General features: G+C 65.2%; 18 protein-coding genes. 8 read left to right on the top strand and 10 right to left on the bottom strand.

Going from position 1 to position 23,259, the window contains the following annotated elements:
• The first annotated feature begins 72 nt into the window (after positions 1–72).
• Entirely contained in the window at positions 73–1,452 is a 1,380-nt protein-coding gene (locus DAT37_RS11045) for a bifunctional lysylphosphatidylglycerol flippase/synthetase MprF (protein ID WP_109524665.1), read from the top strand.
• Position 1,453: 1 nt separating this feature from the next.
• On the opposite strand, the gene DAT37_RS11040 is transcribed toward DAT37_RS11045, so the two are convergent.
• Together DAT37_RS11040 and DAT37_RS11035 are read right to left on the bottom strand one after the other, a co-directional pair.
• Positions 1,454–2,704, bottom strand: coding sequence for an RNA polymerase sigma factor (locus DAT37_RS11040; RefSeq protein ID WP_109524664.1), 1,251 nt, complete (start codon positions 2,702–2,704; stop codon positions 1,454–1,456).
• 2 nt (positions 2,705–2,706) lie between these two features.
• Entirely contained in the window at positions 2,707–3,111 is a 405-nt protein-coding gene (locus tag DAT37_RS11035) for a YciI family protein (RefSeq protein WP_109524791.1), read from the bottom strand.
• Positions 3,112–3,232: 121 nt separating this feature from the next.
• Here DAT37_RS11035 and DAT37_RS44035 point away from each other — a divergent pair, with 121 nt between their 5' ends.
• The 5 genes from DAT37_RS44035 to DAT37_RS46615 all read left to right on the top strand — a co-directional run bounded on the left by DAT37_RS44035 (position 3,233) and on the right by DAT37_RS46615 (position 6,089).
• The gene (locus tag DAT37_RS44035; protein ID WP_157978414.1) at positions 3,233–3,712 is read left to right on the top strand and encodes a hypothetical protein; all 480 of its coding nucleotides are present in this window, start codon (positions 3,233–3,235) and stop codon (positions 3,710–3,712) included.
• Positions 3,709–4,827 carry a tyrosine-type recombinase/integrase gene (locus DAT37_RS11025; RefSeq protein ID WP_109524662.1) on the top strand — a complete coding sequence of 373 codons (1,119 nt, stop codon included), beginning with the start codon at positions 3,709–3,711 and terminating at the stop codon, positions 4,825–4,827. Before DAT37_RS44035 ends, DAT37_RS11025 begins: the two co-directional genes overlap by 4 nt.
• 164 nt (positions 4,828–4,991) lie before the next feature.
• Positions 4,992–5,411, top strand: a complete 420-nt coding sequence (locus tag DAT37_RS44030; protein ID WP_157978413.1) for a hypothetical protein — start codon at positions 4,992–4,994, stop codon at positions 5,409–5,411.
• Between the two features lie 341 nt (positions 5,412–5,752).
• Positions 5,753–5,992, top strand: a complete 240-nt coding sequence (locus DAT37_RS46620; RefSeq protein ID WP_456320117.1) for an Lsr2 dimerization domain-containing protein — start codon at positions 5,753–5,755, stop codon at positions 5,990–5,992.
• A gap of 1 nt (position 5,993) precedes the next feature.
• On the top strand, positions 5,994–6,089 hold the full coding sequence (locus tag DAT37_RS46615; protein ID WP_456320118.1) for an Lsr2 family DNA-binding protein: 96 nt from the start codon (positions 5,994–5,996) through the stop codon (positions 6,087–6,089).
• A gap of 232 nt (positions 6,090–6,321) precedes the next feature.
• On the opposite strand, the gene DAT37_RS11015 is transcribed toward DAT37_RS46615, so the two are convergent.
• From DAT37_RS11015 to DAT37_RS10980, 8 genes are all read right to left on the bottom strand, one after another.
• Positions 6,322–6,696 (bottom strand): hypothetical protein, encoded by a 375-nt coding sequence (locus tag DAT37_RS11015; RefSeq protein ID WP_109524661.1) that lies wholly within the window; start codon positions 6,694–6,696, stop codon positions 6,322–6,324.
• A gap of 472 nt (positions 6,697–7,168) precedes the next feature.
• Positions 7,169–7,438: a DUF6011 domain-containing protein gene (locus tag DAT37_RS45370; RefSeq protein ID WP_232839670.1), complete on the bottom strand. Its 270-nt coding sequence runs from the start codon at positions 7,436–7,438 to the stop codon at positions 7,169–7,171.
• Positions 7,428–8,651 carry a hypothetical protein gene (locus DAT37_RS11010; RefSeq protein ID WP_109524790.1) on the bottom strand — a complete coding sequence of 408 codons (1,224 nt, stop codon included), beginning with the start codon at positions 8,649–8,651 and terminating at the stop codon, positions 7,428–7,430. Before DAT37_RS11010 ends, DAT37_RS45370 begins: the two co-directional genes overlap by 11 nt.
• Positions 8,652–9,539: 888 nt before the next feature.
• On the bottom strand, positions 9,540–9,734 hold the full coding sequence (locus tag DAT37_RS44025) for a hypothetical protein (RefSeq protein ID WP_157978412.1): 195 nt from the start codon (positions 9,732–9,734) through the stop codon (positions 9,540–9,542).
• Positions 9,735–9,885: 151 nt separating this feature from the next.
• Positions 9,886–10,299, bottom strand: coding sequence for a hypothetical protein (locus DAT37_RS11000; protein ID WP_109524659.1), 414 nt, complete (start codon positions 10,297–10,299; stop codon positions 9,886–9,888).
• A gap of 1,089 nt (positions 10,300–11,388) precedes the next feature.
• Positions 11,389–14,121: a helix-turn-helix transcriptional regulator gene (locus tag DAT37_RS10990; protein ID WP_232839693.1), complete on the bottom strand. Its 2,733-nt coding sequence runs from the start codon at positions 14,119–14,121 to the stop codon at positions 11,389–11,391.
• 394 nt (positions 14,122–14,515) lie between these two features.
• On the bottom strand, positions 14,516–18,889 hold the full coding sequence (locus tag DAT37_RS10985) for an nSTAND1 domain-containing NTPase (RefSeq protein ID WP_157978411.1): 4,374 nt from the start codon (positions 18,887–18,889) through the stop codon (positions 14,516–14,518).
• A complete protein-coding gene (locus DAT37_RS10980) occupies positions 18,886–20,253 on the bottom strand; it encodes a PGAP1-like alpha/beta domain-containing protein (protein WP_157978410.1) in 1,368 nt (455 codons plus the stop codon). Before DAT37_RS10980 ends, DAT37_RS10985 begins: the two co-directional genes overlap by 4 nt.
• Positions 20,254–21,327: 1,074 nt before the next feature.
• On the opposite strand from DAT37_RS10980, the gene DAT37_RS10975 reads away from it, so the two are divergent.
• Both DAT37_RS10975 and DAT37_RS10970 read left to right on the top strand, forming a co-directional pair.
• A complete protein-coding gene (locus tag DAT37_RS10975; protein WP_109524655.1) occupies positions 21,328–21,630 on the top strand; it encodes a hypothetical protein in 303 nt (100 codons plus the stop codon).
• On the top strand, positions 21,627–23,204 hold the full coding sequence (locus tag DAT37_RS10970) for a hypothetical protein (RefSeq protein WP_109524654.1): 1,578 nt from the start codon (positions 21,627–21,629) through the stop codon (positions 23,202–23,204). Before DAT37_RS10975 ends, DAT37_RS10970 begins: the two co-directional genes overlap by 4 nt.
• The last annotated feature ends 55 nt before the right edge of the window (positions 23,205–23,259 follow it).

Below are 23,259 nucleotides of genomic sequence, written 5' to 3'. Positions count from 1 at the left end.
ATGGCAAGACCTCGCGCAGAGGACATAATCATTCGGAGGGCGTAATGACACCTGAGGCATCGAGGAGGTGGCATGCCTGAGGAACGCAAGGTCGCCGTCCACGGTCAGACCGCGGGCTACCGTCAGATCGCCGTGTACGCGGCCCCCGCGCTTCGACCCGCGCTGACCGTCGTGTTGCTGCTGGTCAGCGCCCTGCTGCTGTATGCGGCCGAACGCGCGGCCCACGAAGGGGTCAATCGCGGCTGGTTCGTCGCGGTATCGCTGGCCGGACTCTTCGTGGTGCGCGGACTGCACCTGTGCCGTCCGATCACCCTCACGCACGTGGCCGCCGCCGTCGTGATGCTCGCGCTGGCCAACGTGGCCTACCGCGCCGAACATTCGCCGGCCGGATTCGTCTTCCTCGCCTCGACCGGATTCGTGCTCATGCTGCCGCATTCGAGCCGACCGCAGCCCGAGCACCGGTACCGGGTGGCCGAACTGATCGGGCGCACCGAACGCGACCCGCTCGCCGCCTTCGCACTGCACTCCTCCAAGAGCTATTTCTTCGACGCGACCAACTGCGCCGCGATCGCCTACCGCGCCCGCTTCGGGATCGCGGTCGTCTCGGGCGACCCGATCGGTGATCGCGTGGCATTCGGCCCGTTGATAACCGAATTCTCGGCGTTCGCGGCCGAGAACGGCTGGCGGATCGCGGTGCTCGGCTCCGGCCAGGAGATGGCCCAACTGTGGCGGTACCGCGCCGTCGAACACCGCGGCCTTCGCACCGTGCCCATCGGACGCGATGTGGTGATCGACGTCGGCGCTTTCGCCATGGTCGGGCGCGAGTACCGGAATCTGCGCCAAGCCGTGAACCGCACCGCGAATTTCGGGGTGACCACCGAGATCATGCTCGAGACGGCGCTCACCGAACCGTTGCGCGCGGAACTACTCGACATCGTCGACGAGTGGCGGGTGGGCCGCCAGAGCCGCGGATTCTCGATGATCCTGGATCACCTGCTCGACGGATGCCATCCCGGCATGCTGCTGATCATCGCCCGCGACGCGCAGGGACGGGTCGCGGGATTCCAGCGCTACGGCATGTCGGCACGGGGCACGGAACTGAGTCTGGACGTGCCGTGGCGACGCAAGGACGCGCCCAACGGCCTCGATGAGCGCATGATCGTGGACCTGATCGGCTACGGGCGCGCGAACGGCGTCACCCGGATCTCGCTGGCCTTCGCGCCCTTCCCGGAACTGTTCGCCGAGAAGGAACGCTCCCGCGCCGGGCAGCTGGTCCACGCCACCGTCCACCTCGCCGACCCGCTGATCCGGCTGGAATCGCTGTATCGGTTCCTGCGCAAATTCCACGCGATGGCCGAGCAGCGCTACGTGCTGGTCCGCTGGCGCGAAGTCCTCCCGGCCGCGCTGGCGCTGCTGACACTGGAATTCGTTCCGCATCGCCGCCAGTACTGACCTACGGCACGACCGGTCCGAGAATCCGGGCGGCACGTGTCACCAGGTAGCGCCGCTGCGGCAGACTGGTCGTCAGGTCGGCGGCGCGCAGATACGCGGCGTGGGCGGCCGCGCTCTCCCCGATCCGTTCGAGCAGATGCGCGCGAACCGCCGAAAGTCGATGGTCCTCGGCCAGGCGCGGGTCGTGGGCCAGCTGGTCGACCCTGGTGAGTCCCTCACGCGGGCCCCGGACCATGGCCACCGCGACGGCGTGGTTGAGCGCGATCACCGGATTGTCCACCAGCCCCAGCAGGCGTTCGTAGAGCAGCATGATCTGCGCCCAGTCGGTATCGGCGTAGGTCGGGGCCTCGTCGTGCACGGCCGCGATCGCCGCCTGCAACTGGTACTGGCCGGGGACGCCGCGCGGCAGGGCCGCGGTGATCAGCGCGATGCCCTCGGCGATCGCCGCGGCGTCCCACAGCGCGCGATCCTGATCCTCCATCGCGATCAATTCCCCGCCGCGCCCGGTGCGGGCCGTGCGACGTGCGTCGGTGAGCAACATCAACGCCAGCAATCCGGTGACCTCGTCGTCTCCGGGCAACAGTCGATGCACGAGCCGGGTGAGCCGGATCGCCTCGGCCGAGAATTCGACGCGGTGCAGATCCGGGCCCGAGGTGGCGGCATAACCCTCGGTGAAGATCAGATACAGCACGTGCAGCACGGCCGCCCATCGTGCGTCCCGGTCCGCGGCCGGAGGTACGGCGAACCCGTCCGCACTGTCGCGGACGGTTTGTTTGGCCCGGCTTATGCGTCTGGTCATCGTCGCCTCCGGCACCAGGAAGGTTCGCGCGATCTCGGCGGTGGTGAGGCCGCCGACGGCCCGCAGGGTCAGCGCGACCCGCGAAGACGGGGTCAGCGCCGGGTGACAGCACAGGAACAGCAGGATGAGGGTGTCATCGGAGTCGGCGGGCGTCCGGTCCGCGGCGGGGGTCAGCCAATCCTGCGGCAACGCCCACCGCGCGACCCGCTCCTCCCGCGCTCGACGAGCCTGCTCGGCGCGCAGCAGATCGGTGAGTCTGCGGGAGGCGACGGTGATCAACCAGGCCTGCGGATTCTCGGGGATGCCCGAGGTCGGCCACCGGGTGGCGGCCGTGAGCAGTGCCTCCTGCACCGCGTCCTCGGCGGTGTCGAAATGGCCGTAGCGACGCACCAACGCCGCGAGGACCCGCGGCGCGCAGACGCGAAGCAGGTCCGTGATCGCGGCATCGGACATGGTCAGTCGAAATCGGGCGCGGCGTCCGCCAACGGACGCACGTCGACATATTCGAGATCGATCAGATGCGCGGGCGCCGGACAATTCTTCAGTTCCGAGGCGATCTCGGTGGCGCGGTCGAAACTCTCGCATTCGACGATCCAGTACCCGGCCAACACCTCCTGGGTCTCGGCGTAGGGACCGTCGGTGACGAACAGCTCGCCGTTCTTGGCACCGATCCGGCGGGTGTGCACCGGTTCGACCAGTCCGCGCGTCTCCACGAGTTCACCCGCGGCCTCGAGTTTGCCGTTGAATTCGGTCATGAACGCGGCCATGGCCTCGAACTCCTCACGTGACCACGCCGGTTTGCCGCTCTCCTTACCCACCATGCCGTCGTAGTCCTGCTGCGACGCGTAGCTCAGGATCATGTATTCTGGCACCGCGTTGCGGCAAATGCGCTGCATATCTTATGTTTTCGCACTCCTCTGACACGGCAGTCGAGCCGCTCTCCGAGGTCTTCACGCACCAATCTACTGCGGGAGTATGTAGGTGAGCGTCACGCCGTTGGTGCCCGTCTTGCCGGATTCTGCAGGCGCCCGCCGATCGTCGCTGAAAAATAGCCACTACGACGTCGAGCCACTTCCGGTTGTCGAGTTGGTCAGCTCGATACCCACTCGCGACCCTCGCTGGGCCTATGGGGTCAAGCGCGTCGATTGCAACGGTCGAGTCTCCGACCGGGCGATCATGTCGTTACTCGAGTGGCGGCCGGGTATGAGACTCGAGGCTGTACGTCATGGAGGGGCTGTTCGCTTGCGGCTCGCGAATGCCGGTCGACTCCGGGTGAGCGCTGCCGGCGATCTGTGGCTCAGCGCCTCCGTCCGCCGGATGCTGGGCGTGAGTCGCGGTGACCAGGTCATGTTGGCTGCCGACACCCAGACCGGATCTCTGACCGTGTTACCACTGCGGGTCGTCGATGACATGGTGAACGCGTGGGTCGATCAGGCCGAGTCCAAGGTGGTCTCGTCATGACCTCGACCGATGCCTCCGAAGTCCGGGCCATAAGTCTGCTGCTGGAACGTTTGGGACTCACTGCCCAAGACCTGCTGGTGTTCTCCGCAGGTGAACAGTCGGTCCCGACTTTCGCAGAGTACGTGCCACGCGTGTATGCGGCCATGCCCGCCAGGGACACTCGCGACATCTACAACGTGTGCTGGCGCAGACTCGTGGCCGTGTGGCCGGACAAGCGTCTCGACGAGCCCACACCCACCGAACTGCTCACCGTCCTCACTCAATTCGTCGAGGGCCGCCAGATGCGACGCACCGATCGCGGCGGAAAAGGCACAGCGACCACGGCAGTGAACGCGATGCGCAAACTCTACGAATTCGCCATCAACGACGGCTACCTGCGGACCGAGAAGGACCCCAGCAGAAAGGTCACCAAGCCCCGCAGGCCGCCATCACGACGGCGCGCGCTGTCGGCAGAACAGCTGACCGAGATCAACACGATCGCCGCCACGACCGGCGACGACCCCGAATTGGACACGCTGATCCTGCGGCTGCATACCGAGACAGCATGTCGACGTGGCGGCGCGCTTGCCTTGCGAGAAGGGGACCTCGATCCCGTCAACTGTCTGATCCGACTGACCGAGAAGGGCGAACTCGAGCGGTGGCAGCCGATCTCGCCGACGCTGATGCGGGCACTGCAAGCACACACCGCAACCCGTAAACCGGCTTCGAGTCTCGTCGGGCTTCGCGCGACGAACGGCCAGATGATCTCGGAGAAGGCCGACGGGCGGCTTCTGCGGTACAAGAACGGTAATCCCATCTCCGGTGCCAGGTATACGACGTTCTTCCGACGCGCAGGACGTCACCTTCCGTGGGTCGAGCAACACAACGTGACCATTCACTGGCTGCGACACACGACCCTGACCTGGGTCGACCGTCGATTCGGGATGCCGGTCTCCAAGGCCTATGCCGGGCATTCGGACAACGCCGGCGGTGCCACGACCCTGATCTACACGCGTGCGGGCATTCCGGAAGTGGCCCGGGCCTTAGCCGAACTCACCGGTGAACCCCACCCGTGCGCTGCCAAATCCTTGGCAGATCTGGACTATCTGCGCCCGATCGAGGATGGACAAAGATGAGACGAGGAAAAGGCTGACGAGATCCTGACGGATGACACCGACCGCGGGCATGCAGCGAGTGCTGGTACGCGGGAGGCGCGGCGGGGCCGGGGATGTACGGTGCCGAGCCGAGTACATCTGCCTGTTCCCGCGTCGTTGCGAGACTCGGTCGAGATCACACGAAAATGTTGCAGGCTCGTGACCTGTACGAGGCGATGTCGGTCGAGGAAACAGACGCAGAGCGTGAACTGGCGCAATGGGAGCGCGGCAGCGACGTCAAGATCGAAAGCGTTCCGCGCGAGAGGAACTGGCCGTGGAGTTGCGACTACCCCGGTCCACTACGCGCTAGCAACGGCGCGACGAACGTCAGCAGCGTTGGTTCCGCCCATGCCCGTGCTGATCGAGCGCGGGCGACGAACCAGGATGCACTGGTGGCGGGGTTGCACGACCGTGCGAAACGCTCGTCGCTGCTCCTGCGCTGTGTGATCAGGGTGGGCATGTTGTGGTCGGCGATAAACATCGACCGCAACCTGACACCCGCCGACTCGCAACCGGTCTCACATGGTGGCTGTTGTGGCCGTTGTCATTCGGCATTGAGGCCATGATCTCCGTACCGATTCTGGAGATCATGGCCCAGGCCGCGACCGCGGGCCAGACTCGGGCAACGCGTCGATCGCACCAAGATCGTGTTCTTCGAGGCAGCTCTGCTCAGCGGCACAGTCACTGAAGCCCCCACCGATACGGCGACGGCGCAGGATCGCCATGTTAAGACACTACGAAACGTTAACCTACTTTCGCGCCTCCAAGCTTGAACATCGGAGGCAAAAGATAGGCCAGCGAAACGATCCAGTCTCCGGTGGCTGGTGCTCCAGGTGTTGATCGGCCCCCGAATTCGCCGTCGAGACGACGAGTGAGCGGCAGCATCGATAGGAAGGTAGTCCAACCCATGGCTCGCAAGGTCGTTGTGACAGTCGTCGACGATTACGACGGCAAATCCCAAGCCGCTGAGACCGTGTCTTTCGCCCTCGATGGCGAGGTCTACGAAATCGACCTGTCCGAAACCAACGCCGAATCGCTACGGTGCGACCTTTCATCCCTGGCTCTCAGCCGCTCGCCGTACCGGCCGCTCAACGCGCGGCCGCAAACTTGTCGCCGCTTCGGCCCCGAAGAAACAGAACAACGCTGAAATCCGTACCTGGGCAAGAGAAAACGGACACAAGGTATCAGCGCGCGGTCGAGTTTCCGCCGAACTTGTCACCGCCTACGAACGCGCTACCGCCTGAGTAGGGCGAGGCCGCCCCCACCCACCGGATCTTCCAATTCCGCCGCGCCGGGGAAAGTCCGAGCTGATCAAACGCCAAATGTATGGCCGCGCGGGCTTCGAGCTACTCCGACACTCCATCCTGCTCGGGTGACCGGGATACCACCGCATGTTAGACAGAACCGCTTTATTTACAGTCCCATCGACTGCGGTGCAGTTCTGCCTCGTGCCCCCCTTGGCAGGCAGGCTGCGCCTTATCGGCTCCGGCCGTGGTCTTTGTAGTTGCGGACCGCACGGTCGAGAGTGTCAGGGGTGTAGTCGGCCAGGGCGCTGCGTGGGCTCAGTACGGTCGGATGCTGGGCATCGTGCAGTTCACGGGCGTGCTCGGCGTCGGCCACATCGCGTGCGATCTTCGCGCGGTTCGCCGCGTGGGCCAGGAGGGTTTGCGCACCGCCGCTGGCGCGGTCGAGGAGTTCACGCCGACGCCCCGCAGGGACGGTGGTCCGCACCTCGTAGTCGAGGCGGGCGAGTTCTCCGCGCAGATCACGGAGCAGGTCGACGTCGGGATCGTGCCCGAGTTTCTTCGCGGCCTCGATGATGTCGACGTAGCGCTGTTCGAGGCTGGGCATTCGCGTCTCCCCCGGGCAGATGACTGTCTCGTCTTCACGATATGCGTGTTGGCGGATTTGCGGAACCATCCCGACCGTGATCGTCCCTGTCGCGTGCTCGGCAATGCGCACAGCCTTTTTCGCTGCTCGTCGTTTTCATCCCTGCTATCGGAGTCCGACAGCACACTGTGACGGTTCATGTCGCCACGGCCTGCTCTCGACGGGCGCGGCAATCATCTCGGCGGTGGTTGTCGCAGAAGTCGACGTTGTTGTGCGACGATGGTGGCCGTGGGCGGGTCAAGTGCTCTCGTTCCACCACACCGTGATGGGTTTGCACTCCGAGGTGTCTGGTTTCCAACCAGGCCCAGGCCGTGACATTGACGGGCTCCCAGTGCATGTTCAGGGCAAGCAGCGCCCAAAAGTGGCGGCGCGCCAGTCACCGCGCGGCACCACAGCAGGGCGAAGATCCTGACCCGAACCAGCGCCGTGATATTCATGCCGCGATGTCGAACAGTGTCGGTTGACCAGGATCAGGCGACCGAGGGTGCGCGTGTGCCGCGCATGTCGGGCCGATGCCGTGGGCGACCGACTGGGGTGCCAACAGCCAGTGACGGCAGCGGCGGCAGCGGGTGATCAGTCTCAGAACAGGGCGCTCGCGTTCGGTCACAGCGGCGTGTTCTTGTGGGTCGGCGATCCGTGGCAGTAGTGCCGAGCGGCCGAGTGCGGTGGGCTGCCCGGCCGGGTTCCGGTGTTCAGGTGGCATCGAAGTACCTTTCAGCGGCGCGGCGGATTTGGGTCAGGCGTTTGGATACGGCGCTGTGGTTGGCGTAGCCGAGGGCTTTCGCGATCTCGGTCTTGCGGGTGACGCCGCTGGAGAGCAGCACGACGATCTGGCGGTTACGAGGATCGAGCAGGGCGAGGAAGTCGTTGGTGACGGTGTTGCCCACCACTTCGGTTTCCGGGCCTTGAACCGGGGTGGTGTCGGTCAACTCCATGAAACTGACTTTTATCTTGCGGCGTTTGCCGTGCAGTTGGCGTTCGAAGTCCTCACGGGCGAAGGACCATCGGTGGGAGAAGTCGTCCGCGGCCCGGTGAGACCGGACCGCGTCCAGGATGCCGCGCAACTGCCCCGACCGATCCGCCGCCGCCGCCGTCTCGGCGAGAGCATCAGCAGCGTCTTCCTCACCGAACCACACCGGGCCGCCCGTGCGGGGGTTACCGGTGACCGCGCCGGACAGGACGCTGCCATCGACCGGAGTGACCGGCCCTACCTTGCGGTCTTTGTCGACCTCGGGGAACTCCCGCAGCCGATCGTGGATCACCGCGGTGACCGCAGGAACCCAGAAATCGAGGTTGTGAGCGAGCAGCCGGATCGGATCGTCGCCGGAGAACGCGCCCAGTGCCGAACCCGACATCAGATGCGGCCACACCACACTCGCCCACGCCTTGCCCAGCCGACGCTCGAAGTCCTCCGGCAGGAACTCATCGACGCGAGCGTAATCGGCCAAGAACGGCCACAATCCGCCACGCAGCGCCGGCAGTCCGAAGGCGTCGAGTACCCGCTTGGGTAGCAGGTGCACCAGCGGCGCGTACTCGAAATACCGTGAGCGGGTCCGCGGTACGAACGTCACGTTCACATCACCCAGATCAGCGACCTTGGCGATCGGCGCGGGCAGATCGTCCTCATCGAAGAACCGGCGCCGGAACTGTGCTGCCTCCCACAACATGTTCCATTGCGCGACCGCTCCTTCCAACTCCACCTGCCGAGCCCGCGGGATCGCCAGCGTCACGAACTCCTCCGGCTCCGGTCGCAGCGGGCGGATCACACCCTGGAACAGAAAACCCGCCGACATGTTCTGCAGACGTGGAAACACCTCGGGGGCGAGTTCACCCTCGGGCTGGAAAACAGCGTCGCGCCGCCACCTCCACCGCTGCTGCGCGGTCGGCTCGTAATCCTCATCGTGCTCGTCGGTCACCAACGGATCCCCCCCGGTCGAGGCTGTGTCGAAATTCTCGTCATACCTATGTCACGACATATCGCACCCCGATCTGTTCCAGTTCCGCAGAAATTTCCTGAAGATGTAGGTCGAGAGGTGGGACAGGCCGACGTGCCAGCACACGACGACACTGCTTCGGTAGACGGACCTCCCTCGGTGGGTGGTGGTGGCGGAGGTTGCGCGGTGCCGAGATGGGGTGCGAGCAACGGTGGCCGCGTCAGCCTCCACGATGCGCTGTTCGAATCCTCGCGATAGACCGTGAGTCGGTGAGCCGACCGGTATTCGGCGGCGGCCCTAGGGTTGGGTTGGGTTGGGTCGTGATCGGTTCCGGAGCCCGGGAGAATGCCGCGAGTCCGTCGAGAATTTGCGTAGCGGCGGGATTCATCCCAGGCGTCTCGATTAGGATGTAACCGAACGTCTTGGTGGACAACGACACCACTTGTGCCCGAGTAGTTTCGAGCCCTGGGCGGCCAGTCGGTCACGGCAGATGGCGCGCGACGACGGCCTCGATCAAGAACCGACGCGGCCTCGCCACACCCGATTCGGTCACCACCCACGACGTGGCCTGACACGGTTAGCGCTGCTCAGCGGCACGGTTACGCATGCCCGCTCCGAGCCGCGACGGCCCACGCCCGACGCGGCAGCGAAGACAAGGTTCCCACCCGAATCGCGTAACCTCGCGGGCAAGACGAGTTTTGCCGACACCGGCGGGACCCGAAAGGACCGAGCCGTGGGCTGCGGGAGTAGTCGATTCCCGCAGCCGGTCCAGTTCCTCGGCCCGCCCGATCAGCGGCCACGCGGCCACCATCGTCTCAGAATAATCGCTGGTAGCAGACGGCGGGGCGAGGTTACCGATGCCCATACTCATCACCGCCCACGATCGCGGATCGCGGCCAGTTTCACCTCGGCTATCGCCAACACCGACCCGACCGCTGTCACGTCCAGGGCCAGGATTTGCGCGATCACCTCATCACCGATGCCTGCGGCACGTAGCCGCAGTGCCTCCGCGTATGGGAACGGCAACCGAACCATCGCCCACCGATCCCGCTCGTCCTCACTCATGTCCACCACAACCTTCCCGCCCACAACAAGGGGGACGGCAGCTTCCGCACCGTCCGGCGTGACGCCGACGATCGACCGATTCCCGAGCGCCCGGTCGGGTTCTCCCGAACCCACCGGGCGCTCGTCGTCCTCCCGCCCCCCGGGGGGATGCTCACCGCAGGGTGGGATCGGTCGCCATCGAGCTGCTCCCTGTACCGATCAACATCGAGTCGACCGCGTCCAGCGCCGGATTAGCCAACCCGACCTCCACCGGCCTGGTCACGGGCAGGCTTGCGGAGCAGGCGACCGTGATTTCGCGCCAGCCGGGGGCGACCTGGCCGATGACCAGGCTCTGTCTGTGACCGGGCAGAAGGCTGATCGTCCCACGCGGTAGTGGCCCCCCGTCCACGTACACGTTGCATGGCTCCGGAAAGCCCTTGTCCGAGGTGACGGTGACCTTCACCCGCTCCCGGCCACCGACCGGGTCCGAATCCAGGACCGCCGCCGAGGCCGAACCCGGCAACACAGCGACCACCGTCGCTCCTGCCAGTACGAGCATCGTCGCGCGAATAGTGTTGCGTCGCATCACATACCTCCGTTCTCGGCAGTGCAGGATCGGAGTCCTGCCACTGCGGATCTGTGCACGCCGGTTGTTGAGCCGCCGTCTGGAATGGTTTCCGTAAAACAGCATTCGGGATGGGCCCATCGACCGGCGACGGGGAAAACCCTGGTCCAAGATTTCGGACTGCCGACACGGGTTTGCGCATTGCCGCTAGAAGGAGCGAGGCGTATGAGTTTCAGGGATTTCCCTGTCGAGTGACCGTGCTTGTCCGGGCAAGAGTGACTGCATGGCTGATCATTTGTTGAGTGCGGCCGAACGGTCCGCCAACGCACTGCACCTTCCCTTGCGCGACGAGGCACACACCTTTTTGCGGCGGCGACAGGCACGCGACCGACTCCGATCCGTGGCTGTCCCCTTGGACGCGGGAGGTCTGCCCGTGATGCTGGTGGGTGGCTTGTTCGGTACGTCGTGGCTGTTGGAACCACTCTGGGAGTGGTTCGACCTTGTGCATTGTCACCCGACTGTCGCCCCGATCCGCTGGGGTGTCGACTGTGGTGAGCGAACTACGGTTCGGTACTGGCAGCGTTGGAGGAACTGGTCCTCGACACGGGTAGGTCCGCGCTGATCGTGGCACACAGCCGCGGCGGTCAGTTCGCTCGCGCATGCGCGGTGCGCCGACCCGATCTGGTCCACGGTCTGATCACCCTGGGCAGCCCGCTGAACAGTCTCATAGGCGGGGTTCATCCCCTGGTCAAGACAGCGGCGGTGGCGTTCGCGGTGGCAGGCACCGCAGGTGTTCCCGGGTTGATTCGATCCGGATGCCTTCACGGCCGCTGCTGCCGGGGCCTACGACAGGATTTGGTGCGGTCGTTCCCGCCCGATGTTCCGTTCCTCAGCGTCTTCTCCCGTATGGACAGCGTCGTCGACTGGCGCAGTTCTCTGGATCCCGACGCCCGCCACCGGCACGTCACGACCACCCATCTCGGCCTGCTCTACGCCTTCGATGTCTTGGCCGAGGAGCTGATCAGGCTCGATGCGGGACATCGACGGGTGCGCGACCGACATTCCAGCACATCGGCACGGTGGCGCGGGACACAGCCGGATGAGGTTTCCTCACGCCAGGCCGTTGTTGTGGAGCAGGTTGGCGAGTTGGGTGCGGGAGCGGACCCCGAGCTTGCGGTAGACCCGTCCGAGGTGCATTTCGATGGTCTTGACGCTGAGGAACAGCTGGGCGGCGACCTCACGGTTGGTGGCGCCACCGGCGGCGAGGCGGGCGACCTGTAGTTCCTGGGCGGTGAGCCGGTCACCGGCGTTCTGCGGCACAGGGCGCCCGATCGGATGCCCTGCGGCGGTGAGTTCGGTGGCGGCGCGCTCGGCCCACAGGCGGGCACCGATCCTCTCGAAGGTTCCGTACGCTGCCTCCAGCTGCTCACGAGCGTCTCGGCGGCGTCCGCTGCGACGCAATCGCTCGCCGTAGCACAGTTGCGTGCGAGCGGTGTCGAACGGGGAGCCGCCCCGCGCGTGCAGCTGCAGTGAGCGCGTGAAGTAGGTATCGAACTGATCCTCGTCGGCGAGTAACGCCCGGCCACGCCACAGGACCGAACCGACTGCCGCGGGAAGCATTTCGGCGTCGGTGAATCGGCGTAGTTGCTCGATCGTCGTGGCCGGTACCGGTCTTCCCGAGTACACATAGGCCTCTATCAGGTTGACCGAGTACGCACGCCCGATGACGGGGTCCTCGATATCGGCCTCCGGGTAGCGGTTGGCCTGTGCCAGGTAGGAGATCGCATGCTCCGGTCGGCCCAAGCTCAGTTCCAGAAGACCCAGGCCATCGAAAGCGTCGTGCGCCATGTCTCTGGGAATGGCCAGTTCGACCCATTTCAGGCATTCGGCGGCGTGCGTCCGGCAGGCATGCTCGTCTCCGAGTTGCGCCTCCAGCAGGGCCAGGCATCCGAGCCCGCGAAATCGGATGAGCTGATCACCGGTGTTGGCGGCCAGATCGACGGCCTCCGTCGCCGCGGCGCGACCGCTCTCCAGGCGCCCGAGTCTGCTGTCGGCGAGGGCCGAGACGTACAACGCACTCGGCAGATGTCCCAACTGTCCTTCCACACGCAGGCGATGGACGAGGGGATCGAGAATCCCCTGTGCGGGTGCCCCTTCCCCGATCCACGCCACGCCGAATGCCGCCAGCACGTACCACTCGACATCGACATCGAATTCAGCACTGTGTAGAAGTTCCACGGCCGAGCCGAGCTCCTCGAGCCCCTGGTCAAAGGATCGACCCAACATGTGACTCGCCCATCCTGTGACGATCTTCGTGATCAGGGTGATGGTCGGGTCGTTCCCACTGGAGGAACTGACTTCCTGTGCGAGTTCGAGCGCACGCGTACCGTAGCCGGCTATCGCCGCGCCCGCCGCCGCCGCGGCAAGCAGCGACCCCGCCATCGCCGGGTCGACATCAGCAACGGCACCGGCTCCTTGCTGCCAGACCGTGTACGCGACCCCTGCACGGCCACACAGCAATTCGATCTGGCCGCGGGTCAACGCGATCGCGGCCACCAGCGCAGGGTCGCAGGCATGAGCCTCGGACCTGGTCAACAGACGCAACGCCCACTCGGTCTGCCCGGCGCGCCGGGCCGCCTCAGCGCCGGCATAGAAACGCCGCGCCCTGGCCTGGTCATGCACCGAGAGTTCGGCGGCGCGCTCGAGCGCCGTCGCGGCACCGTCGTAGCCGCCACGTCCCGATGCCAGCGCCGCTGCACTCTCGAGCGTTAGCGCGATGTCCTCGTCCTGGCCCAGCGCCGCCGCGGCGAGATGCCAGGCACGCCGTTCTGCCTGCGAGGGGGAAATCAGGACCGCAGCCATCTCTGCGTGCAGCGCTCGCAGCCGCGACGGTGTCAGATCAGCAAGAGCGGCGGTACGGACCAGCGGGTGCACGAATCTGACCTGCCCGGCCTCGAAAGAGACCAACCCGCTGTCCTCGAGAGCTTCGACCGTGGCGCGGGCGATCTGCTGTGTCGAAAGGGCAGCCAGGACCGCCGCCGGTCCGTCACCCGCGCCGACCGCGGCGATCTCGAGCACCAAACGTTGCCCGGGATCGAGCACAGCGATGCGGGGACCGAAAATCCGTTCTGCGGTCAGCCGCGCCTGCAGCGGAAGATGCAGCGGCGCACGGCCGGTCAACTCGGCCGGGGTGAGGGCATCGGCCACCTCGGACAACGCCAACGGATTACCTTCCAACTGCTCGGTCAACACCCGCACAACGTCGGCGGCCGGCGCCTCGGCGCATCGAGCAGTCAGTAGTTCCGCCGCCGCCACATTGTCGAACCCCCCGACACGCAGCATCTCCATGTCCGCGAACCCCTGCGGATCGCGTGTGGCGATAAGCAACGTCAATCCCTCGGCACGCAACCGCCGCGCCGTGAACGCCAACGCTTCCGCTGACGAGAGATCCAGCCACTGTGCGTCATCGACCAGGACCAGGATCGTGGATGCTTCCGCCGCTGCCGCCAGCAACTGAAATGTCGCCGCATACACGGCGAACCGATCACCGGGCACCGCCTCCCCCAGCGTCAACGCACCCCTCAAGGCGACGGCCTGAGCGTCGGGGATCGATGCGATGTCGTCCAGGACCGGTCGGAGTAGACGACCGAGCGCAGCGAAAGGAAACATCGTCTCCGCTTCGACCCCGGTCACCGACAGCACCCGCACATCCCGGACGCGCTCGCGGGCGTAACACAGCAACGCTGTCTTGCCGATCCCCGGCTCCCCGGTCAGGACCAACGCTCCACTTGATCCCGAGCGATTCTCGGCAAGCAGGTGATCAATTCGCGCGCACTCCGACACCCGTCCGACCAGCACCGCTCAACCGTAACCGCGCGAGACCTACACACGGCGGAACTACGCCTGTCGAACAACAGTGGCAGATCCGCCACCGCCACACCGCCCGCCGAGACATTCCGACACGAGTCGCACGTTGACCTCCCGGCACATCGCTCTGAGACTTCAATATGCCGAAGGGGCACGACACTGCGGAGCCTGCGTCTTGCCGTCCCGACGGCACAGGTTCCAGCAGATTCAGGCGCGCCGCCGCTGCCAGAAGCGGCGCGAACTCCTCTTCGTCGACCTCGACTGATCGAGGGTGATGCTCGAGACGCTGGCCAGAGCGGCCTGTAACCCAGCGAAACATACGGCACTGCAACGAGAGTCGGCGCTACTCAGCCGAACCGGTTAGGAGCTCTCATCGGGGCGGTGGGCAGTGAACTCTGAGCACGATGATGGCGCTCAGAGTGGCCACGGCGAGCCGATGGCCGATTCCGTGTATTGCCTGGATCGGTACCGGGACCGGGCTGAGGATTTGCCATAGGATCGGCTCGCCGTTTGAGAGTTCCCACAACCGGACGGTGTTGTCACTTCCGAGGGAGGCGAGCAGGGTACGTCCGTCTGATGCCACCACCGACGTCAACGCCCGCACGGCACCGGCGTGGCCGATCAGCGGTTGCCCATATTGCCGTCCGGTGACCGGATCCCACAGCCGAATGGTGTGGTCGTCGCTGGCGGAGGCGAGCAGGGTACGTCCGTCAGCCGCCAACACCGACGTCAACGCCCGCACGGGACCGGTGTGGCCGATCAGCGGTTGCCCGTATTGCCGTCCGGTGACCGGGTCCCACAACCGGACGGTGTCGTCGAGGCTGGCGGAGGCGAGCAGGGTACGTCCGTCTGATACCACCACCGACATCAACGCCAACACGGCAAACCTGTGGCCGCGCAGGGATTGCCCGTGTCGTCGCCCAGTAGCGAGGTCCCACAACCACACCGAGCGGTCTTTATTGGCTGCGGCGACCAGAGTGCGTCCGTCGGCTGTCACCACCGACGCCAACACGTACTCATTAAAAGGGTCATACCCCGTCTGCGGTGAACTACGCCACCATCGTCGTTTCGGTAGTTGGCCGTGTCGTCGTCCGGTGACCGGGTCCCACAACCAGACGGTGTAATCATCGCTGGCGTAGGCGAGTAGGGGGCGTCCGTCGGGCGCCACCACCGACGTCAACGCCCGCACGGCACCGGTCAACGGTTGCCCGTGTTGTCGGCCTGTGACCGGATCCCACAACCGGACGGACTTGTCGTTTTCAGCGGAGGCGAGCAGGGTACGTCCGTCGGGTATCGCCACCGACGCCAACGCCGTCACCGACATAAGGCCTGGGTTGCTCGAGTCGATCTTACTGGTCAGCGCCTTTGGCCGAGCAGTGTCTATCGTCGACTCGTTGGTGGTCAGGTCCCACAACCGGACGGTGTTGTCACTGCCGCCGGAGGCGAGCAGGGTGCGCCCGTCGGGTGCCAACACCGATGTCAACGCCCGCACAGGACCGGTGTGGCCGGTCAGCGGTTGCCCATATTGCCGTCCGGTGACCGGATCCCACAACCGGACGGTGTGGTCGTCGCTGGCCGAAGCGAGCAGGACACGGCCATCGGCCGCCGCCACCGATGCCAACACCGACACCGAACCGGTGTGGCCGGTCAAGGGGCGGCCATGTTGTCGGCCGGTCACCGGGTCCCACAACCGGACAGACTTGTCGTTTTCAGCGGAGGCGAGCAGAGTGCGTCCATCAGCCGCCGCCACCGACGCCAACACCCGCACAGAACCGGTGTGGCCGGTCAAGGGGCGGCCATGTTGTCGGCCGGTCACCGGGTCCCACAACCGGACAGACTTGTCGTCGCCAGCGGAGGCGAGCAGAGTCCGGCCATCAGCTGTCACCACCGACGCCAAGACCAAGACCCAACCGGTGTGGCCGGCCAGCGGTTGGCCATGTTGTCGGCCGGTGACCGGGTCCCACAACCGGACGGTGTTCTCCCAGCTGGCGTAGGCAAGCAGGATGCGGCCATCAGCTGTCACCACCAATGCCAACGCGAGCACTTCACCGGTGAAGCCGGTCAGGGTTTGGCCGTATTGCCGTCCGGTGACCGGATCCCACAACCGGACGGTGTCGTCGAGGCTGGCGGCGGCGAGCAGCGTGCGTCCATCAACTGTCACCACCGACGCCCACACCTGCCTCCAACCGGTGTGGCCGGTCAGGGTTTGGCCGTGTTGTCGGCCGGTGAACGGGTCCCACAACCGGACGGACCCGTCGTCGCCAGCGGAGGCGAGCAGTGTGCGTCCATCAGCTGTCACCGCTGTTGTCAACACCGACACCGAACCGGTGTGGCCGGTGAGGATGCGGTGTCGCGATGACGGGGAGTGCATGGTTGTCTCGACAGTGATCGGTGGTGCCCACGGGGGAAGCTGGGCTGCGATGGCGGGCATGACGAGGTGGCGGGCTTGGACTTGGATGGGCAGGTAGCGATCGCGGGGTGCGAGGGGCTCCAGGTGTGTGTTGAGGGTGGTGATAGCGGCGACGGTAGCGGGTAGCGGGTAGCGGCCCGAGGAACTGCGCCAGGCATTGGTGGCGACGGCTCCTGGATCGAGCGCGAGCAGCAGCGTGGTGTGGGCATCGAGGTGGTTCCAACCGGGTTGTCCTGCTGCGGCGGCGTGTGCGGGCAGGTAGTGGATCAGGTAGGGATTGAGCGTGTTTGTCCCGGTGAGGACTTGTTCGATGTGTTCAGTGGCGATGGTGACGAGTGCGTCGGTGATGGCGAGGTGATGGCGGTGGTCGGTGGTGGTGGTGGTGGGTTCGGTGTCGTTGGTGAAGTATGCGGTGAACGTGCGGTGCGCGAGCCGGTACACGGTTTGGCCATGTTCGTGGTCGGCGAGCACGTAAGCGGCAGCGACCTTGGTCAACCGGTCCACGTCGATATTGCTGACCGTGGTCGTGGGGTCGGCGGTGAGAGCTTGAGCCGCAGTGACCCAGATGCTTTCGACAGCGGGAAGTCCGCGTCCGCGGGCAAAGGCCAACGCCTTCAGCAGCGCCAGAAGAGCAGGTTGACCATCGCTGAGCCTGGCGACTGCGGCCGCGAACAGCGACTGGTGATCGCGTGCCAGCAGTCGTGTCCAAGCGGTCCGGGTGCGCTGGCGGGGGTCTGCGAGTAGTTCGTGGACCAACAGCCGAGCGAACAGAAACTGGGGTGCGCGTCTGTATACATCAGCCACCAACGACTCGACATCAATTGCCACACCAGAACGATCCAGCAACACGGTGCGCGTCGATCGAAGTCGCTGTCCCACATAGCCCGCGACCGCAGTGGCGTCTGCAGCGATCGGCACCGTCGTTGTCGTTGTCTGTCCATCGTGTAGCGCGTCGAGCAGATCGGTGTCGGGGGACGGACGATCGGGAGACTCGTGGGTGCTGGTTCGGGTTCCGACCACAACTCGAATCTGTGGAGTTCTGGCCAGGACCGCGAGAATTCTGCTGGCCACGAGCAGAGGTTCGACGGCCTCGTCAAGAGCGTCGACGAGGATCGTCACTCGGCGTCGCATGCTGGTGATTCCGTCGATGAGGAGTTTCACGGCTTCGTCGAGTCCGTGAACATAGTGGACCAAGGAGTTGCGGGTCCGGCGTTCGGCGAGGGCCGCGAGGCGGACAAGGACTTCTACGGTGGGAGCACCGGTCAGGTGCAACACGGCGTCGAAGATGTTGTCGGGAGGCTGTTCATCCGGTGGGAGTCGTTGGACGAGATCCGCGCGGTCCAGGGCGGTGCGCAGGGTGGGGTTGGCGTGGACGACCAAGTGCCCGAGCAGCGCGGATTTGCCACTGCCAGCGGGACCGGTGACAACGAGCATGCCGGTGTCTGTACCTTCGAGCCACTCCACGATCTGACGAGTTTCATTGTGGCGGCCTTGGAAGTACCAGGATTGTTCGCCGATCATGGTCTCGGCGACGGGCATCTCCCCGCCGTACGCCTTCGGTACGAAGTGCAGCAGTTCATCCGGGTCCAACCTGTCCAGCGCAGCCATGAGTTGGTTGCGGGTGTCGAGGTCGAGGTTGACCGGCATCACATACCGACGACGCAGGACCACCTCCTTTGTGAGCCGTTTCTCCTCGACCTCGGCGTGCAGTTCTATGAAATGCGCCGCTAGATCGCGAAGGGTGATCGTGAGTTCGGTCGCGCGCGCGGTGTGCAGGAAATAGCGCAGTTGTGTGCTGAACCGCCCCAGGTCGGTCGCGCCCGCGCCAGCGAGACCACCGATCAGCAAGTATTTGGCTTCAGTCGTTGGAGCTTGGCGAAAGATCTCGAGTTTGAGCTCACGCACGAACGCCGCCGATTGACAGGCATCGATTACTACGATCATCCACGGCACTCTGTCCGCGTCGTCGCCACCGGGCTGGCCAGCACGGGTGACGATCGCGTCGGCGATCCGCTTTGCGCTGACGCCTTGGCTGCGTACCGCTACAGGGCTGTCGGCATGCGCCAGAGCAACATCTTGAGCATTGGACCAGCCATGGCCCACCCAATACAGGATGGTCTGCGGCCGGGTCGATTTCGCCCACTGGTTCAGCCGTGTGTTGACCGCGTCGAAACTTCGCTTTCCGGCTGGTGTGTCCCAGTCGATGCGGTGGACCTCGAAGGCGGCCAGAGCCGCAGCGATTTCCGCGACTTCGGTGTCCACCTCAAGGTCCTCGAGGCGCTCGTCGGTGTAGGTACCGATCGCGACCGGGAACAGCTCCAGCCCTTCGCTCACCAATCCTCCGCCGAGATCACCGCCAGTACCAGAATGGTCACCGGAGAAGTGCCCCCACCGGTGACCGCGATCCGGAACAAGCCCTGACGCCATAACGTGACCGGTACGACCACCCGGCCCTCGTGCCGCCGCGCTTGTGGTCCGTCGACCCGTTCACCGTCCTCGGCGTCGTAGACGACCGAGCCGATATCGTATGGGTCGTCGATCCCGGTGACCTCGACCACGAATTCTGTGCCCACCTGGACGGTGTCGGGGGCGCTGATCCCGATCTCGCCGTCACCGAGGCGCGCGCCGGTATCGCGGTGCAGCAACCGATCGCACACGAACGCGATCGCCTCGTCGGTTTGTGCCACCGCCCCGTGCTGCTGCGGCAGCGGCGCGGTGTCGCGTTCGTTCCACGGCAGCGCCGAATTTCGCGGCACCGTCCCGTCACCGAGTCCCGGCAAACGCACCAACGCCCCCTCGGTGTTGCGGGCCAGCTCACCATCCGCACCGACATCGAAGGTATAGAACCGCGGCTCCACCCGACCTGCTTGCACAGCGAGGCTGCATATGGTCGGTTGCGCGACTCCGATCAGCGCCCGATGCGAGGGCATCACCACCGAACGCCGCCGCTCGGCTCGATCCAGCGCCTCGTCCGCCAGCCCGCGATCACCACCGAGACCCGCGACATCGACCGGTGTCAGCCGACGCACGTCAGTGCCGTCATCGACGCACCGATACGTCGGCAACAAATCGTAGATCCCGGGCATGGTCACCGCGATCGGCCGCAACCCACGCGCGGGCACCAGCGAACCTTCTCCCGTCCCCAGGATGACCGCGGCTTTCGCGGCGCCCTCGAAAGGCGTGCCGAGCGTGATCACCTGCGCCACATCGTCATACGCCCCCGAAATGCCCGCCAGTGCTTGACAGAGCAGTCCGCCCATCGAATGTGCCACCAGATGCACCCGCGCATGCGGGCGATCCGAACGCACCCGCCACCACAACAGATGCTCGGTAATCGCCTCCGCGAGCAGGGCCGCGTTGTCGGTCACCGGCAACCGCCAGTCATACCCGAACTCGCACACCGCATCCGGATGCCGCACCACCGACCGCAACCCCCGGATCAGCCGCGTATAGGGCTCGACGCTACCCAGCCCCGGCATCAACGCCGGAAACCGCAACAACCGACCAGGCCGCACCCTCGACGGTTTCTCACGATCCACCACCAACGGTGACAAATTTCCCGTCGGAGCCGCCCACATTCGCGCCAAAAGCCCAGGACGCAACCCCCACAGCAGTTTCCCGGATTCAGCGTCGACGAGCTCGGTCCCCATGATGCCCGGGATCACCACCACCGCGTCCTCGATAATCTGCGTCGACACCCGCAACGACTCTGGAAAACTCAACGGCTCCTGCAACCGCTCCAGCGCAACGTCAGGCTCTGCATCGGGAAACTCCCACCCATCCGACATACCAATCATCATCGCCGCACGACACCGATTCCGGTGCCCGACCACAAATCACGGTCACCTCGACCACTCTGCCCAACTTTCACGACACCAGGCAGCCCGGCCGCAACCCACCACCATCCCCGCGGACCGAGGCCACTACATCGTGGGTTCGGCTGCCATCCGTGCCACGCCACCTCACTCCTCTTGGAACAGAGCGTTGCCGCGCGGTCAGCGGGCACGGACATTGCAGCGCACATATTGCGGGGTGCGGCGGCACCGGTCGCGCAGAGAGCCGTTGAACCGATGCATCCGCGGTCGGCGCAGCGACGACCACAGTCGCGCAACAGGTTCGCGGCTTGGTCGACCTGGGCACTACTTCACCTTCGTCAAGGGTCGGTTGTTTCCATTCGCCTGACGGCGAGCTGCGGAGGTGATGCTACCGAAATTTCACCCGGTCTAACCTGCGGCGTTGTCGCGGCTTCGCAGAGACCGTATCGCGGTGGCCTCCGGCGAAGATTTCGAACCGACAGTCTCAGGTTGTTTGTGCTGGTAGGAGGCATGGATAGACTTCTGGGTGTTGGAGGTTCCGCCCACCACGCCGCAGCATGTAGACGCGACGGGCGATCCTCCCCGCTCGGGCACTTCGGGCAGATCTTCAAATGTCTGCCGTGGGCGATCCCCAAGAGATCAGGCAAGTGACCTCGTGCGCGGCGTGCTGCGGACCACGCGCCGCAGCTGCGGGCACGATCAATGAAGGGAATGTCGTTGGCAGGGAAGCAGTCGAGGTTTAGCGAAGGCGGCGGGGACGTAGACCAACACGACGGCACCTGAACTCGATGCAGAGTTACCCCCTGTCACGTATTTCCATCGTGCAGCGCCGTTCTCGGGCTCGGATGCGTAAGTGTCCACGAGTTGGCACGTCGTCTGTGACGACTCGCCGAAAGGCTTCGGCGGAGGTTGTCGCGATTGCTTCGGGGCGTCGCGCGGTGACAATATGATCATTGTATGGAGACCATCATCCTCACCTGCGGTGCCGACGATGTGGACGAGATCGATCGCCACCTGAGCGAGAACGGCGTTGCCGCCCAGCGGTCACCGCGCCGCCAGTTGGACGGGGCTGCCGCGACGACCTGGGTGTTGGTCGCCGGTGTCGCCGTCCAGTCAGCACCGGCGATCCTGACTTCTTTGCGGGATCTGTTGACCCGTAACCGGGTTCGTGAACTCAAGATCGGCGATGTGACAATCGTCAACCCCAGTCCCGCCGACGTGGACAAGCTCCTCGAAGAGCGGCGAGAACCTCGGCAATGACCGGCCTGGATCCGTCGATCCTGGACGAACTGGTCAGAGACCACCTCCCCGCGAACGCCCGGTTCTCCCGTGTCACGCGGGAACCGTTGACGCCGTTGGTCACCGTGTTGAGCATGGCCGAGCGCGAACTCGGCCGTGAGGTCGCGGTGTACTGGGTCGATGGTGGTGTGCCGGAGATGTTCAGTCTGCCGGGACTGAGTCCGGCGCCGATCACGTTTTCTACCCGGTTCCTGGTCGCGTCGTCGCAGCTGTTCGGGCTCAAACAGATGTCGTGGTCGGTGACGCCGGAGATATTGGAGGCAGCCGTCGAGCGGTATGCGCTCCAGCTCATCGCGGAATTGTCTCTGGCCCATGGCGATTGCACGACAGCCTCGTATCTGATCGCGCGATCGCTGTGTATCTCGCAGGGGTTCATTGTTGCGCCGACGACTGTCTTCGACTTGGAGTACCTGCCCCGCAACGAGATCTACATGACGATGTGGTTCCTGGGACTTCTCCACGAGATCGGTCACGTCCACGCCCATGACCGCGGATGGTCCGGTGTCATGGAAGACGAGGACCTGGATCAGATCATCGAGACGGTGCTCGCGGGCGTGACCGACCTCGACACCAGCCGCCGGATCAACGAACAGCTCGCGAACGCGGGCACAACCCATTCGCTCGACCTCGAGGTTCTGCGCGCGGAGATCGACGCGGATCTGTTCGCTGCGCATGTCCTGCTCCAGTCGACCTTCCGTGTCATGGAAACCGATCGCGGTGCGAAATTCGCTGAGACCGGTCTCGATTACGTCGAACTATGCGCGGCCATCCTCAACATGTTCGGGGCGTTGACCATGCTGTCGCGTTGCACGACGGCGGCGTTGATCGCGGGCGGTATGGACGACCGGGTCCGGTCCGACCCTTGGACCGGAGGCTCCTACCAGGTCAGAGCGCAGGTGCTCGCACGCGTTCTGGCCTCTGCCACGACGCAGTCGGGCCACGATTCCGACGAGGTCTACCAAGCGGTCCGCGCGCGGGTGGAGGACGCCGAACGCCACGACGCCTACGACCGGGGCATCGACCGCGCCATGCGACATGCCATGTACCCCCGAATGCGGGAACCGGGTCTCGTGCACCGTCTGAGCGAGGCACCGCTCGAGGCATCGGCGAGGACGCAGATAGACCCCTTTCTGGCACTCGCGCACGAGCTGCGGATCGACCACCCCGATATCGACCTCATCCGAAGCCTCGCCGAGCAACCCACACCGCCGCAAACCTATGTGTTCCTGGCGCTGTGGGTACAGGGACCGGACGGCTTCCAGACCCCCTTCGGGCTTTCCACACGATACGGATTGACGATCTTTCTGTTCGTCAGCGATACCCTGTTCGATGACTTCTACAGCCAGTCGCTGCCACTGAGACAGGGCTACAGCCTCGAGCGTGTGGCGATCGTGGCGAACACTGCGTTCGACGCCGTCATCGAAATGGCTACGGCTGCGCCACACGACGAAAAACTCAGGATCGTCGTCGAAGGCACCGCGCTGTTCGACCGACTGCTGCACAGCCTCTACGACGAATCCATCTGGCCGGACTGATACCTGAACACCTGGTCGGCCGGGAGCAGCAACCGATGTCCAGGCCAGAGCCCCA

It is taken from the genome of Nocardia aurea, assembly GCF_003123685.1.
Taxonomy (GTDB): Bacteria; Actinomycetota; Actinomycetes; order Mycobacteriales; family Mycobacteriaceae; genus Nocardia; species Nocardia aurea.
This window is presented reverse-complemented; position numbering and strand designations above follow the sequence as displayed.